Origin of the sequence: Thiocapsa bogorovii, assembly GCF_021228795.1 — a bacterium.
Classification (GTDB): domain Bacteria; phylum Pseudomonadota; class Gammaproteobacteria; order Chromatiales; family Chromatiaceae; genus Thiocapsa; species Thiocapsa bogorovii.
Genome location: NZ_CP089309.1, coordinates 459,403 through 472,515, shown reverse-complemented (window position 1 = coordinate 472,515; position 13,113 = coordinate 459,403). Strand labels below are relative to the sequence as shown.

Sequence of the window (13,113 nt, the reverse complement as noted above, 5' to 3'; positions counted from 1 at the left end):
GCGATCGAACGAGCGCGATGAAAACAGTCTAGCGAGGAAAACGCAGGCGCGAAAAGCTACGGCCATTCGAGATCGCCGCGCGCTCGATATCGGCGGCGGAATCGATCCAGCCCTTCCCCTCCAGGAAGAGCAGCCAAGCGCGCGTGCTCACCTTGCGGCAATTGTCCGGCAACAAAAAGCTGGGACGTGCGATCTTGTGGTCCTCGAACAGGAAAACGCCAGTCGTGCCGGGGGCGGCCAATGCCAGTGCGTTCATCGCCTCCTGCACCGCGATCTCGCCGAGATTCGCCTTCCGCACCTGGCTGAGGGACTCGGCCTGGGCGTCGCAATAGTGCGCAAAAGTCCGGGTCGACTCGATCGGTATCGAACGTTCCGCTACCCAGGCCCCGATTTTTGCGCTGGTAGGGGTGTCGTTGCGCGTCACCTCATGCAGCACCATGTCCACAATCCGTACCGGCCACCCCGGTTTGAGCAGCAGGTCCAAGGCATCGGCATAAGCCAGCGCGATCAGTGGCCCCGCATCGGGCAGCACCACCGGGCCATGTGCCGCAGGCACGGCCACTTAGTCCGCCAACGCGTTCAACTCGTCGACAATGCCGCGTGTCGCGGATTCCGGCAAACGTGGCGTGGGCAGATGTGCCTGGGCCATCAACAAGAACAAATCTTCCTCGCTGTCGATGCCGAGCGCATCCATTGTTTCCCGGCCATCGCGACGGCCCAAGGAAAAATCGAGCAAGACGAGGAAATTTTGGTTTCCCGTCGCCTCGGCTGCATCGAATGTCTCCACCAAATAACGCAGCTCGGCGTTAAACAGTGCATTGACCGATGTCTCTGCCTTTGCGGCAAGCACCTTAGCCCGCTTGAGCAGATCGCGGTCGATCGCGGCTGTAAAGTTAACATTGGCCATTGGTCGTTTCCTGATCCGAGCGTGGAACACGTAAATCAGTGTTGCACTGGATCCCGTGCTCGTCAATGCCGTCGCCCCGAAGTCCGCCGAGCACGGAGGAGAAAGACACCCACGCCCCAGAAGATTGACCCCCAGCCTTTGGAACCTTCGAGCATCTCCATCGAGCTGCCGTCCGGGGCGACCACGCCTTCATCCTGCCGGCGAGGCGTCTCCCGCGGCATCGACGCGATTGTCCGCGCGTTCAGCCTGTGCCTGCACCGCCGTCAACCAGACCTCGCCGTCGTCATCATCGAGCAGGGTTTCGCCGAGCTGCTCAAGGGTCTCCGGCGCCCGAATCATCGCCAACAGAACAGCGGCGCGCTCGGCGACGGCGTCTCCGAAGCGTCGCCGAGCTTGGCGCTGCAGCAATGCACGTTCGGATTCCAGACCCTTCTCTATCCCACGCTCCATCCCCTTCCGAATGCCGATTCGCTCGGCCGTGGTCACGTATCGCATCTATTCCGCCTCTTCGATGGCTTCAATAGCCCGATGGTAGTCGTCCTCCAAGGGTGCGGGCCATGTCATGACCTAATCGACGAAGGCATACAGACTCAAGACCTCGTCGCGGCTCAGTCCGGAACGGTACAGACGCCGAGTCAGCCCGATCTTGCGATCCAGGCGCGCGGTCGGGTCGCGTTTGGCCTCGGTGGCGGCTAGCTGCGCCAGGACGACCAGCGCGAAGAGATTGGCACTTGCCTCCAGCTCGGCCGTGCGGGTCTTGAAATCCAGCAGCTTCACGACCGGAAACACCGGCACCGCTTCGCAGCCCCAGAGTGCATGACGATAGCGCTCCGGGCGCCAGTTACGCCGCTCATCGGCCAGGATCACCAAGGTCGCGACCGGACGATCGTAGCGGTCCATCAGGCGCGAGTGGCAGGTGTAGAGCCGCCGCGCAAACCCCGGATCCGGCTCGCCCTGCACCCCGGTGTGGATCAGCACCCAGGTCTCCTCGCCGCCCAAGCGCCAGACCTTGACCAGCTTGTCGACATAACGGCGACCGACCACGGCGCGGCGCGTCACCTTCTGCAGCTCCTTGTCGAGAAACTCCAAGCCGCGCGACCAGTCGATGTCGGCCGCGATCGTCGGGAAGAAGAACTCCAGAAAAGGCCGCTGCCAACGCTCGAGCAGATCCTTCCAGGGGGAATCATAATCGTCGCGATCGGCGGCGGGCTTGCGCATGGGCCTCTCCGTGGCGTGTTCGTGTCGCCGCGAATCTTACCCGATCGTACACGATAAAGTCGCCGCGTCATCAGCCCGGCGCCAAGCAGGATGATCTTCAAGCGAGATCGTCCCCGGCGCGCGGAGAAGTCGAGGGTGGCCAGCGGATTCCACTTGTGTAAACACCGTTGAGCTCGCGCATTCCTTTGGAGCGATTATCGTGGGGCGTCTCGACGAGCAGATGGTCATGGTTGGTCATCACGCAGCAGGCGTGGATGACCCAGTTGAACCGCTCCCACACCCCTGCAAGCACGTCGCAAAACCGCCGCCGGTTCTCGACGTCTCGAACGATGTCCTCCCGTCCGTCACCGCGCGAGGTGACGTCAAAGAGTGCACCGGCAAACCTCAAGTCGCAGGGGTCTGGCCATGACTCCGAAGATAGCTCGGAAAAGGCGTAAGTTAAGGGTAACCCTTTGGCCCCGGGCGCTGTGGCCGGCCCGGATCGCCCCCGGAATCCGACCTGGGGGGATTCAGGGTTTCAGGTGTTTGGCATCAGCCAGTTTTCGATCATGACGCCGGGATATCCGGCGAAGTCTTTCGTGTTGTTTGTGACGAGCGTGACGTTGAGCGACTGTGCATGGGCCGCAATCAGCTTGTCGAGAGCGTTTTTCCGGCTGTCGCGTGTCGCGAGTCTAACGGACGCATAGGCTCGGCCCGCTGCCACATCGAAGGGTGCAACCGGGATGTCTTGAATCAGGCTGTCCAGATAACCGCGTTCCGTTTCCGGATGGGCCGCGACCGCGACGCCATATTCCAGCTCGGCGAAGGTGATCGCGGACATCACGACATCGCCGACATGACATTGGGCAAAGCGTCGGGCGACGATCTCGGGCTGATGCTTGATCAGATAGACACACATGTTCGTATCGAGCATGTAGCGCGGCATCAGAGGCGATCCCGACCGTCCTGCTCTTGCTCGCCGCGACCGTCCGCCATGAAGTCAGGGGAGAATCGGGCAAACTTGGTCAATACCCCTGCCAATGACCGCCGTGCGGGGCGAATACGCAGTTCGTCGCCGCATCTTTCGATCTCCAGTTCAATATCCATGCGCTCGAAAGCCAGCTCGGCGGGGATCCGCACGGCTTGCGAATGACCATTTTTAAACGCTTTCGTGATGCGCATGAGCAGCTCGCGATCAGGGATGTACAGTGTATGTACCTTAGCTTGGGAAACAGCAAACGCAAGGCGTTGGAGAGCGCCGCGACGCGGAAGACGGCCGGGAGGGCGGGTGCAGATCCTGACTTGTTCCTCGCCGGTATGCCTGGGGAGCTCTCAAGTCGCGGCGATCCGGCCACGATCCCGAGGACCTTGATGTCCGATCAGGCGTGCAACGAAAGACCCTGAAGTTGTTCCGCCGCAGGAGGTAATGTGATCTTGCCGTCCCTGTTTATGAGCACGAAGACAGTCACCGATGCGGTTCGATGCGCTGTATGAAAGGCGTAATGCGTTCCAAGGTTGCGCCCAGCGTTTGACGCGCTTTCGCCGCATCGTAGTCGGCCTGCAATCCTACCCAGAAGCCATCGCTCAGGGCGAAGACGCGCGACAGACGCAGCCCGGTATCGGCGCTGATCGCCCGTCGACCGGCCAGGATTTCGCCGATACGTTGTTGCGGTACCCCGAGGGCCTTCGCTAGGCGATAAGGGGAAATGTTCAGTGGTTCCAGAAACTCGCGCGCCAGGATCTCGCCCGGCGGGACGGGCGCTAGGTCGCCGTTTGCGACATCCGAAAAATCCAGTTGACCCAAGTCTTCCACGGCAATTGCCATCGTCCGATTCTCCTAATGATAGTCGACGATCAAAACGTTCCACGCCTGCCCCTCACGCCACTCGAAGCACAGACGCCACTGATCGTTGATGCGGATGCTGCATTGGCCATCCCGATCGCCGCTCAGGGTTTCGAGTCGATTCCGCGGCGGCACGCGCAGATCGTCGAGCGATCCCGCGCAGTTCAACATTGCAAGCTTGCGTTGCGCTTGCTGCATCAAATCGGGCCCCCAGCGCTTCACCCGCTTGCCGGCAAATTGGAGGTCAGGTCCAGGATCTTGTGGCTGGTGATGAGGGTGGCGAACCGATTAGAGAAGCCGTTGGCCAACGAACGGCCGACGCTGGCCTGCGAGCCGTCGCCACAGGCGCCGACGACCATGTCGTAGCCCTCGTCGAGTTTGGCGAATAGACGCGGAATGTCGGCCGGGTCGTGCTGTCCGTCGCCGTCCATGAAGTCGCCGTCCATTAAAATGAAGATGTCGCCGGTCGCTGCGCGTGCCCCTGCCTTGACGGCGGCGCCGTTGCCGAGTGTGAAGCAGCATGGGTTGCGCGCGTCGCGCCGACTGAGGTTCCAGCTGTCTCGGCTGCCGGGTAACCGATCCGGCTGATCGGTCCACTCCGAGACCTCGGCATGCACCACGGCCACGCAACTCGCGAGTCCTCGCTGCGTGCTCCTAAGCGTTTGAGAGAGCGGCAGCACCGTCGTTCACGGGCTCTCTGCTGGATTTGCCTCAAGACGATGTACCTTTCGAGCGGATGCTGCTGCGCCAGCGCGATGTGGAGTTCTGAGGTATTTGCTGGATACCGTTGTTCTTTCCGAACTCCGCCGTCGTGAGCGCAATCCGAGGGTGGTCAATTGGCTTGCGAGCCAACGCTCCTCCGAGCTGTTTCTCAGCGTGGTGAACATCGGCAAGATCGAGCGCGGCATCCTGCTGCAGCAGACCAAAAACGTCCCGCTTGCATCGACCTTAGCGGGATGGTTGGAAACGATCCTGCATTGATATGCTGATCGGATACTCGCTATCGACACGGCCGCGGCACGCCGTTGGGGGCGGCTCTCGGCGGAGATCGGTCATGAGAGCGCTGATGTTCTGATTGCCGCGACGGCTCGGGAGGACGGCCTCACCGTCGCGACGCGTAATCTCCGACACTTTGTGCCCACTGGCGCCAAGGTGCTCAATCCATGGGATACGTCGGCTTGAAGTTGCGATCGATGACCGGAACTGCACCAATCCCGCTCGCAGGCTGCCCATAGCCGCGCCCCGTGGTCCCGAACCATCACACGGAAATCGGCGCTGATGCGCGAATCCGCGCTGCCCCCATCCCAAAAGCCGGCAGCGGCTTCGCAGGCGATGAGCCAGGTGTCGCGCTCGCGGGGCAGCGGCAAGAGTGGCTCAAAGGTGCGCGTCGGCACTTCGCCCCCGGCCAGAGGAGCATAGAGCATGGGAAGCATGTCATAGACCGGCGCCAAGAATAGGCGACCCTTGTCCGGGCGAAAGCTCAGATTTCCCAGGTGCATGTCGGTATTGGCGATCAAGCGGCCAAACCACCAGATCACATGAATGCGACGGCCCTCTTCGACACTCAGCAGGCGGGCGGCGACCAACGCATCGGCCAATGGACGCCAGTCGCTGGGATCCTTGCCCAACAGGGCCGCGTTGACCGTTTCCAAGCTGATGAGCGGGCTGCGGCCAAAACGGCCGTGTCGATCGAACCGCTCGACTTCCAGAAAGGTCCGTCCGCCGTGAGCGATGATACGGTTGCGGGCGCTGACCACAGTTGGCAGGCGTTGCGCGTAGTCCAGGGCAAGCTGCTCACAGGTCAGGAGATCGCTCCAGCGGGTGACGGTTGGCGACGCATCGGTCCCGGAAAACTTGACCAGGACATGAGGTGTCAGGCTTCCGGGCAACTCGCGCAGGGCGGTGAACTTGGGGAATTCACCGGCGGCACTGGAACCCGCCAGTCCCAAGGCTAATGCCGCTTCGGCGGCTTGGAGATAACGGATGGGTGTGTCGGATTTGCGCCACGGATCGGCCGGGCGAAGGCAGTCCTGCTGCCAGCGCTCGCAGGCGGAGTCACCCAGGATCAGATTGCCCGGTAGATCGGGTGCCGATCCGACTCAGCGCGAACAGGATGTGATCGTCGGTCCACAAGGTCGGGTTTTCGGGAACACCAAGTGACTGGTGCGCACCGCGGGCCACTTGCCGTCCCATGAAGCCTTGCGGTCGCATGTCGTAGAGTGGATAGGGCAAGCCGTCCCATCACCCATCGTGCAGGTCGTCGGCCAGTGGCCAATCGGTGTCATGCAGCGGCATCCAGCAGCCAGACGGAAAAACCGTCACAAGCCGCGTCAGCAGCGACGCGCAACCGGTGTCATCGACGGCGTAAAGGGGCAGATCCGCTGTGTCACCACGCAGGGGACGGCGCAACGCATAGCGTGTGCGGCGGGCTTTTCCGGCAACCAGGATCGGCTCGGGGCTTTCCTGCAACAGCCGGTGCAGGGTTGGGACGCTCACCCCGAGTTCCTTCGCCAGGTCAGCGGCCTTGATCGCCGCGCGATGGGCGAGAACCGTTCTCAACCGATCTCGGGCCAGTCGATGCTTGGTCGTCATTGGGCGGTGGACTGTCATCTGAGAAGATTCTTGAGAAGATTGAACGCCGCTCTGCAGCGCGCGTCCAGAGCACTGGGCGCTGTTTTCGACGACATCAGGTTCGCGCGCCGCCTCGTTTCACGGCGCGACTCACCGTCATCCGCCCGACCCCGAAGAAGTCCGCGATGGCTTGCAGGCTGTACTCGCCGTTTCGGTAGGCTTGCGCCATCGCTTGATCACGCTTGGGATATCGCGCAGCACACTCAGCCAGCGGTTTCGCCGCCGCACGGCGCTGCTGCCGGGGGGTTCTAGCAGTGCGCGATCCGGGTCGATCATCGCCTGCATCCGAGCGACGAAAGCCTCCGATCCGAGAAAGATCTGATTCTTCAGGGCATCCCAAGGGCAGGGCGTGTTGATACCCGCGGCGCCGAAACCCCGATACCCCGCCTCGGCCGGTGCGCGCGCTTCGCCGAACGACCGCAGCAGCCAATCGGTCGTCAGAAAGGGCGCCGGCGCATCGAGTCCCGCAGTCGCACGATCGCTGCCCCAGCGCCAGTCCTTCGGCGTCGCAAACATCCCGGCGCGGACCGGATTCAAGACGACGTAACGTGCCAACTCCAACAGATGAGACTCCTTCTCGACCAAAATCCCCTTGAAGCGACCCTGAAACAGATGTCCGACGCGGCCACGGGGTCTGGTTGACATGCTGCGTGTAGACACCGTTCAGTTGCCGCATCCCCTTGGACAGATTTTCGTGTCGTTGCGAATCTTACTCGATCGTACACGATAAAGACTCTGCCTCATCAGCCCAACGCCATGCGGCATGATCGTCAAGCGAGATCGTCCCCGGAGCGCGGAGCGAGAAGACGTCGACGCCAGCTCTGAATCCCAACCGGCTTCCCAAAAATGATACCCCCATCGGTGTACCATGCCCCCGACTCGCACGGAGCGTACGCCCATGTCCACGACCTCGGATCGACCGGATTTCCGCCCTGACCTTCAAGAATTGCGCGCCATCGCCATCCTGCTCGTTGTTCTCGCACATGCGAACGTGCCGTTCGCACAGGGCGGCTTCATCGGCGTCGATGTCTTCTTCGTCCTCTCCGGCTATTTGATCAGCGGGCTCCTGATCCGGGACCTTCGCTAAACCGGCCGCATCCGCTTTCTGCGCTTCTACGCCAGGCGGTTGAAACGCCTTCTGCCCGCCCTCGCGGCGATGATCGTCGTCGGCACCGCCGTTGCGCTCTGGCTCCTGTCGGAGCTCGAAGCGCGTGCGCAACTGGCTTCCGCACCCTTCGCCGCGGCCTGGACCAGCAACCTCTACTTCGCCTTCCTCGGCGTGGACTATTTCAACGAGCTGGCCGCGCGTGATCTCTTCCTGCACACCTGGTCTCTGGGCGTCGAGGAGCAGTTTTATCTGATTTGGCCTCCGATCCTGCTCGGGCTCTTCCTGATCGCTCGCAGCGCTGCGGGCTCCGGGCGTCGACAGAGCGTCTGGTGGTGGGGCCTGGGATTGCTCCTCGTCGCCAGCCTCGCCCTCGCGCTGTTCTGGACATCCACCGCACCCGGCTACGCCTTCTACCTGATGCCGTCGCGCATCTGGCAGTTCGCGCTCGGCGCAGTCGTCTTCCTGGCCCTGTTCGAGACATCACCGCTCAACGCGCCACGCGTCGCAGACCATCCACGCATCCGGTCACTTCAGTCCACCGGGATCATCGCCTGGCCGGCGCTCGGATGCGGACTGGCCATGATTGTGGGGAGCGCCCTGTTTCTGAATCCGCATCTCGGGTATCCAGGGTTTTGGGCGCTCATCCCCTCCTTGGGAACCGCCCTCGTCATCGCCGCCGGACACGGTCTGGCCGGTGGGCAGGCCGGGCCGCTCGCCCATCCCGCGCTCGTCTGGTTGGGCGATCGCTCCTACGCCTGGTATCTGTGGCATTGGCCGGTGCTGATGCTCGGCTTCTCCCTCGGCTTCGAAGGTCAGCCCATCCCGACTCTGGGTCTGGTGCTGCTGTCGCTCCTGGCCGCGATCCTCAGCTACCGCTTAGTCGAGTACCCCATCTGGAAAGGCCGTTTCAGTTACGCGGAACCGCGAAGGATTCTGCTCGTGAGCCTCTTGATCATGGCCGTCCTGATCGCCGTGCTCTTCCACCTCTGGCGAGGACTTGCGCCGAAGAGCGACGATATGCCGGGTGCGAACATGACCGAATGGCAGACGGATCTTCCGGTGATCTACCGGATGCCCTGCGATGCCTGGTACCACCACGCCGATGTGGAGCCATGCATCTTCGGACCGGACGACGCGCCCCGCACAGTTGTTCTGGTGGGGGACAGCATCCTGGCACAATGGTTTTCGATGGTGCCGGCCCTGTTTCCGGCACCCGCTTGGCGTATCGTCGTCTTGACGAAATCCGCCTGCGCGATGGTCGATGAAGACTATTTCTACCCGAGGATCGGACAGGTCTACACTGTCTGCAACGAATGGCGCGACGCGGTTCTGGAAGAAATCGAGCGTATTCGACCGGATGTGGTGATCACCGGCAGCGCAGCCACCTACGACTTCACCGAAGCCCAGTGGATTGAAGGCAGCGCCCGGGTGTTCTCGCGGCTCAGCAAGGCCGCCGCCACCGTCATCGTCATCCCCGGAACACCGAGCCTGCCCTTCGACGGCCCCGGCTGTGTGGCGCGAAGCCTGTCGGCGGATGGACAGATCGGCCGCACTGCCTGCGGGGCGACGGACCGCCAAGCGCATGTTGTGGGTCACGCGGGATCTAGGGCGGAGTGCGGAACGATTCGACAATGTCCGTCTTCTGGACTTGAACGATCTCGTCTGCCCCGAAGGGATTTGCAACGCCGTGACCGAGGATGGTTTGCTGGTGTTTCGTGACAGTCAGCATCTGACGGATCGGTTTGTGCGTGCCCGGATTCAGACGATTCGAGACAAGATGGGCTCTCCCTATCGTGAGGTAGATTCTACTGAACATTCGTCAAGGTGAAATCGGCGGGCGGGTGTTCTGAGATTGTAAAATGTGCTGTAAAAAGCATAGGTTGCTGCCGTTAGAAGAGAGAGGTTAAGCTTGATATCATGTCCGCAGTCGCCGAAATGCACCCGATCATCGTTGGGCTGACGCTGAATTATCGCGATGCTGGGCGTACCAAGCGCTGTGTTCAAAGTCTGCTTGATGACGGCGCGGCGCATGTGCTGGTGTGGGACAACTCTGCCGATTGCGGCGAAAGCGCTACGGCACTTCGTGATGATTGGGTGGGCGAGTCGCGTGTTTCGATCGAAGATAGCTCGGTAAACCTTGGCTTTGCCGCCGGCGCCAACCGGGGGATCGATTGGATTCGCGCGCATCATCCCGGAGCATTGATCTTCCTGATCAATAACGATGCGACTGTCTTGCCGGGGGCCTTGCACACATTGCATGGTACATTGCTTGCCCGTCCGCAGGCTATTCTCGCCTACCCTGACATCGATCAGGGAGGTCGATTACTGGGTCCGATTTACTACCAGCGCTGGTTTGCGCTGATCACCTTAGCGCCGCTTCCGGGCAGTTTTCCCTACGCAAGCGGCTGTGCCATTATCTTTTCCCCGGAGCGCTGGCCGACGCGCTTATTCGATGAAGACTTTTTCATGTACGGCGAAGACGCATTCCTTGGCTGGACGCACCGCAATACCGGGCGGCTAGCCTATACCCCAGGGGTCTGGGTGAGGCATGAAGGATCGGCTAGCAGCCGCATGGCTTCGCGTTTTTACGAAACGTGCCTGGTGGCAAGCCACTTGGTCATTGCGCGCAAGATCGCGCGAAGTCGTCTGGACTTCATTGCGCTGATACTTGGCCGTGCGTTAAGCTTGGGCGCGCGCGCTGTATTGCGGGCGGCGCGGTATCGGAGCTTCGTGCCGTTAGGCGCGTTGCGTGAAGGTTGGCGTTTGGCACGACCGGCCTTGCCCACCGATTCAACCCCAAGACTGCACTGAACTTATTTCGTCGAAGAGCACTTCCCACTGCGGCACGATTTTCTCCGGTTTGTAATCCTCAGCTCTTTCGCGACCTAAGTTCGACAACGCTTTGCGTAAGCCAGCGTCCCGGAGCAGTCGGCCAATGGCCGCGGAAAACGCCGCTTCGTCGTCATGTGGAGTCAGGATGCCATAACGTCCGTCGTCGAGTATCTCTGCCGGCCCGGAAGGGCAGTCCATCGCAACGACTGGCGTGCCGGCAACAAGAGCTTCAAGGATTACAAGTCCAAATCCCTCATAGCGCGAACACAATGCAAAGACGCAGGCGTGCGCCATCCAGGCAGAGACGTCGGCTTTATGTCCGGGAAAAAAGACACTATCCTGAACTCCGAGTGCGCGCGCTTCGTCCATCAATGCAGCACGCAACGGACCGTCGCCAAGAAGCACTAAATGATGATCTAACCCTTCCCCTCTCAACACAGCATGCGCGCGTATCAGGCGGTCGAAGGCTTTTTGTGACTGGAAGCGTCCGGCACTTAGTACGACAGGTTTGGAAAAACTTGGTGCATCTGGGAGAGGTGGCTTGAAAAGAGGAGCCGGTTTGTTGATAAAGTTTGGAATGGCGCGCCAGTCGGCATTGCGCGGAAATTGACCGAGTAGATGATGAAGATCGTCCAAGGCACCCTGCGAAGGGAAGACGACGTAGCGTAAACGGCGATAAATCGCCATCGAGACAGCACTATCGATAGGTTTGCCCTCGTCGATTATTCGCTCGCTGAGTGCGATATGAGTCCAGGACACAAAAGGTACGTTAGCGATTTGACTAGCCAAATAGCCATAGGTGGTCGCCGCATGTTCAGCGCCCCCGATGATGATGTGACATAGCTTGGCTAGTCTGGCCAGGCGAAACGGTAAAACTGACTTTTGCAGGAATCCTCGTGCATTCATTCGCAGAATTTCTAGACCGGCAATCGCTTCGGCATTGATCGCATCTGCACGCGGGAAAAGACTGACGATGCGAACCGTATGGCCGCGAGTACGGAGTCTGTGCGCGAGGCGCACGTTCATAGGTTGAGCGCCACCCATGCCTAGGTCGGCGGTAATAATGAGTATTCTGTATTTGTGCGCGTTCATTTACACTCGACTTTGGCCAATCTAGGCGGTCGCCGCGAGCTGTTCCAGCAGGCGATCGAGTCGCTTGGACGGAATTAGGACCATCTCCCCCTCGGACCGTGAGTAGGCGTAATTCTCCTCGGCCCAGATGGTGCGCCGCACCAGGGCCAGGCAATCGGAGAAGGTGGCGTGGGACTTCAGATACCAGGCCGTGGAGCGCGGCAGGGCGTCCCAGCGCTCGCGCCACCGGTAGACCATGAGACAGACGAGCGAGAACAGCGCCATCAGCATCGGCGTGGTGCGTGCGATCGCCAGATCGTTCCACTGGCGCTGGGTCTCGACGCCGAGGTGGCGACGGACTTCCTCGAAGGTGACCTCGAGCGACCAGCGCTGAACAAACAGCTCCACGACGCGGGCCGGCGCCATGTTCAGGTCGGTGGTAAAGAAGGCTTGCGTCGGCAGCCGGCCTTCGGGATCGACCACGAGCACCCAGCGAATCGGCAACGGCGGCCATCCCGCGGTGTGCCACAGACACACCTCGCTGAGCAGGCGCAGCGTTTTGGGCTGTCCGTACCATTGAATCGCGACCTCCTCGCCTCGGGTGCGCGCCGCTTCTTCGCGTGTGGCGAGCTTGGCCAGTACGCCGCCTTTCTTCGGCTTGGGGCCGCGCCGCCCGGCGGGCACCGGCTCGGGACAGGCGAACAGGCGTGCGTCCAGGCGCAGGCGCGTGACCAGGGTCGCTTGCGCGGCCAGCACTTCCCACCCCAGCTGAATGCAGGAGTAGCTGCCGTCGCCGAGCAGGATCCAGCGGCGTTGCTGCAGCCAGCGCGAGACCAGCCAGACCATCCCGATGGTGAGCTCCACGACCGTGCGATGGTGCCGCGCGGCCGCCTCGTCGGCCCGTTTCGACGGCGCCAAGCGGGTGAGAAAGGGCAGCGCCCAAGGCCGCGTGCTCCACGGCACGGGCACCAACAACGCCATACAGATCCACTCCAGCCCCAAACAGGTCACCACCTTGCTGCGCGAGGAGCGCACCGCATCGCGATACATCCCCTTCGCTCGAATGCGCGCGCCCTTGCGCCGTTCCAGTGTCTCGTCGACCGCCACCACGATCGGCACCTGCGCCGGCAACATCCCGAGCAACAGCCCCAGCAGAATCCGCGCCCCTTGGCGCGACGACCAGCGTGCCCGATTCAGCACCCGGTGGTAACGCTCGAAGCGCCGCTCCGCGCTCAGCCCCATCGCCCGCAGCGCCGCCGTCACCGTGCGCGGCCCTTGCGCCAGCAGCGTTCCCGTCAGCAAGACGTGCAGATGCGCCAGGGTCGGCGCGGTGAACAGGCAGGCAAAGGGCTGCAGAACAGATACAATCGCGGCAGGCAGAGGGAACATCCGCAGGCAGGTCCGAGGTTTTGGTCGACATCGGACGATACCGTCCGCGGCCCTCTGCCGCCACATCAATCGGGTCTGTCACCGTCGCTCCCGGCGCCTCGCGGCGCTTCCGCCGGGGCCCGGAAATGGCCAAAG

At 61.8% G+C, this 13,113-nt stretch carries 15 protein-coding genes and 4 pseudogenes; 4 read left to right on the top strand and 15 right to left on the bottom strand.

The window, feature by feature from the left end; all coding sequences use genetic code 11:
* Nucleotides 1-28: 28 nt before the first annotated feature.
* The 10 genes and pseudogenes from LT988_RS02240 to LT988_RS02195 form a co-directional block, all read right to left on the bottom strand.
* Nucleotides 29-556, bottom strand: a complete 528-nt coding sequence (locus LT988_RS02240; RefSeq protein WP_232408644.1) for a hypothetical protein — start codon at nucleotides 554-556, stop codon at nucleotides 29-31.
* Nucleotides 557-562: 6 nt separating this feature from the next.
* Nucleotides 563-973: a hypothetical protein gene (locus LT988_RS02235; RefSeq protein ID WP_232408643.1), complete on the bottom strand. Its 411-nt coding sequence runs from the start codon at nucleotides 971-973 to the stop codon at nucleotides 563-565.
* A 123-nt stretch (nucleotides 974-1,096) separates the two neighbouring features.
* Entirely contained in the window at nucleotides 1,097-1,402 is a 306-nt protein-coding gene (locus tag LT988_RS02230) for an RpnC/YadD family protein (RefSeq protein ID WP_232408642.1), read from the bottom strand.
* 72 nt (nucleotides 1,403-1,474) lie between these two features.
* On the bottom strand, nucleotides 1,475-2,125 hold the full coding sequence (locus LT988_RS02225) for an RpnC/YadD family protein (protein WP_232408641.1): 651 nt from the start codon (nucleotides 2,123-2,125) through the stop codon (nucleotides 1,475-1,477).
* A gap of 154 nt (nucleotides 2,126-2,279) precedes the next feature.
* A pseudogene (locus LT988_RS02220) lies at nucleotides 2,280-2,532 on the bottom strand (transposase); the annotation flags it as partial.
* 110 nt (nucleotides 2,533-2,642) lie between these two features.
* Complete coding sequence (locus tag LT988_RS02215) at nucleotides 2,643-3,050, bottom strand: type II toxin-antitoxin system VapC family toxin (protein ID WP_232408640.1); 408 nt, start codon at nucleotides 3,048-3,050, stop codon at nucleotides 2,643-2,645.
* Nucleotides 3,050-3,286 (bottom strand): type II toxin-antitoxin system VapB family antitoxin, encoded by a 237-nt coding sequence (gene vapB, locus LT988_RS02210; protein ID WP_232408639.1) that lies wholly within the window; start codon nucleotides 3,284-3,286, stop codon nucleotides 3,050-3,052. The genes LT988_RS02215 and vapB overlap by 1 nt, the downstream gene beginning before the upstream one ends.
* A gap of 283 nt (nucleotides 3,287-3,569) precedes the next feature.
* Complete coding sequence (locus LT988_RS02205; protein WP_232408638.1) at nucleotides 3,570-3,929, bottom strand: HigA family addiction module antitoxin; 360 nt, start codon at nucleotides 3,927-3,929, stop codon at nucleotides 3,570-3,572.
* A 12-nt stretch (nucleotides 3,930-3,941) separates the two neighbouring features.
* Nucleotides 3,942-4,145, bottom strand: a complete 204-nt coding sequence (locus tag LT988_RS02200; RefSeq protein ID WP_408648036.1) for a type II toxin-antitoxin system RelE/ParE family toxin — start codon at nucleotides 4,143-4,145, stop codon at nucleotides 3,942-3,944.
* Between the two features lie 29 nt (nucleotides 4,146-4,174).
* Nucleotides 4,175-4,462: pseudogene (locus tag LT988_RS02195) on the bottom strand (glycosyltransferase); the annotation flags it as partial.
* A 259-nt stretch (nucleotides 4,463-4,721) separates the two neighbouring features.
* On the opposite strand from LT988_RS02195, the gene LT988_RS02190 reads away from it, so the two are divergent.
* Both LT988_RS02190 and LT988_RS25360 read left to right on the top strand, forming a co-directional pair.
* Nucleotides 4,722-4,928: a PIN domain-containing protein gene (locus tag LT988_RS02190; protein WP_232408636.1), complete on the top strand. Its 207-nt coding sequence runs from the start codon at nucleotides 4,722-4,724 to the stop codon at nucleotides 4,926-4,928.
* Between the two features lie 12 nt (nucleotides 4,929-4,940).
* A pseudogene (locus LT988_RS25360) lies at nucleotides 4,941-5,015 on the top strand (type II toxin-antitoxin system VapC family toxin); the annotation flags it as partial.
* On the opposite strand, the gene LT988_RS02185 reads toward LT988_RS25360, so the two are convergent.
* The 3 genes from LT988_RS02185 to LT988_RS02175 all read right to left on the bottom strand — a co-directional run bounded on the left by LT988_RS02185 (nucleotide 5,000) and on the right by LT988_RS02175 (nucleotide 7,223).
* Nucleotides 5,000-5,836 carry a HipA domain-containing protein gene (locus LT988_RS02185; RefSeq protein ID WP_332460596.1) on the bottom strand — a complete coding sequence of 279 codons (837 nt, stop codon included), beginning with the start codon at nucleotides 5,834-5,836 and terminating at the stop codon, nucleotides 5,000-5,002. The pseudogene LT988_RS25360 and the gene LT988_RS02185 overlap by 16 nt on opposite strands.
* A gap of 352 nt (nucleotides 5,837-6,188) precedes the next feature.
* Nucleotides 6,189-6,539, bottom strand: coding sequence for a helix-turn-helix domain-containing protein (locus tag LT988_RS02180; RefSeq protein ID WP_232408634.1), 351 nt, complete (start codon nucleotides 6,537-6,539; stop codon nucleotides 6,189-6,191).
* Between the two features lie 135 nt (nucleotides 6,540-6,674).
* Entirely contained in the window at nucleotides 6,675-7,223 is a 549-nt protein-coding gene (locus LT988_RS02175; protein WP_232408633.1) for a hypothetical protein, read from the bottom strand.
* A 223-nt stretch (nucleotides 7,224-7,446) separates the two neighbouring features.
* Between LT988_RS02175 and LT988_RS25475 the strand changes: the two are divergent.
* Nucleotides 7,447-9,405 (top strand): annotated as a pseudogene (locus tag LT988_RS25475) (acyltransferase family protein).
* 198 nt (nucleotides 9,406-9,603) lie between these two features.
* Entirely contained in the window at nucleotides 9,604-10,497 is an 894-nt protein-coding gene (locus LT988_RS02160) for a glycosyltransferase family protein (RefSeq protein ID WP_232408632.1), read from the top strand.
* On the opposite strand, the gene LT988_RS02155 is transcribed toward LT988_RS02160, so the two are convergent.
* Nucleotides 10,477-11,610, bottom strand: coding sequence for a glycosyltransferase (locus LT988_RS02155; RefSeq protein WP_232408631.1), 1,134 nt, complete (start codon nucleotides 11,608-11,610; stop codon nucleotides 10,477-10,479). The two genes, LT988_RS02160 and LT988_RS02155, sit on opposite strands and share 21 nt — an antisense overlap.
* A 21-nt stretch (nucleotides 11,611-11,631) precedes the next feature.
* Complete coding sequence (locus tag LT988_RS02150) at nucleotides 11,632-12,978, bottom strand: IS701 family transposase (protein WP_232408630.1); 1,347 nt, start codon at nucleotides 12,976-12,978, stop codon at nucleotides 11,632-11,634.
* Nucleotides 12,979-13,113 lie beyond the last annotated feature (135 nt).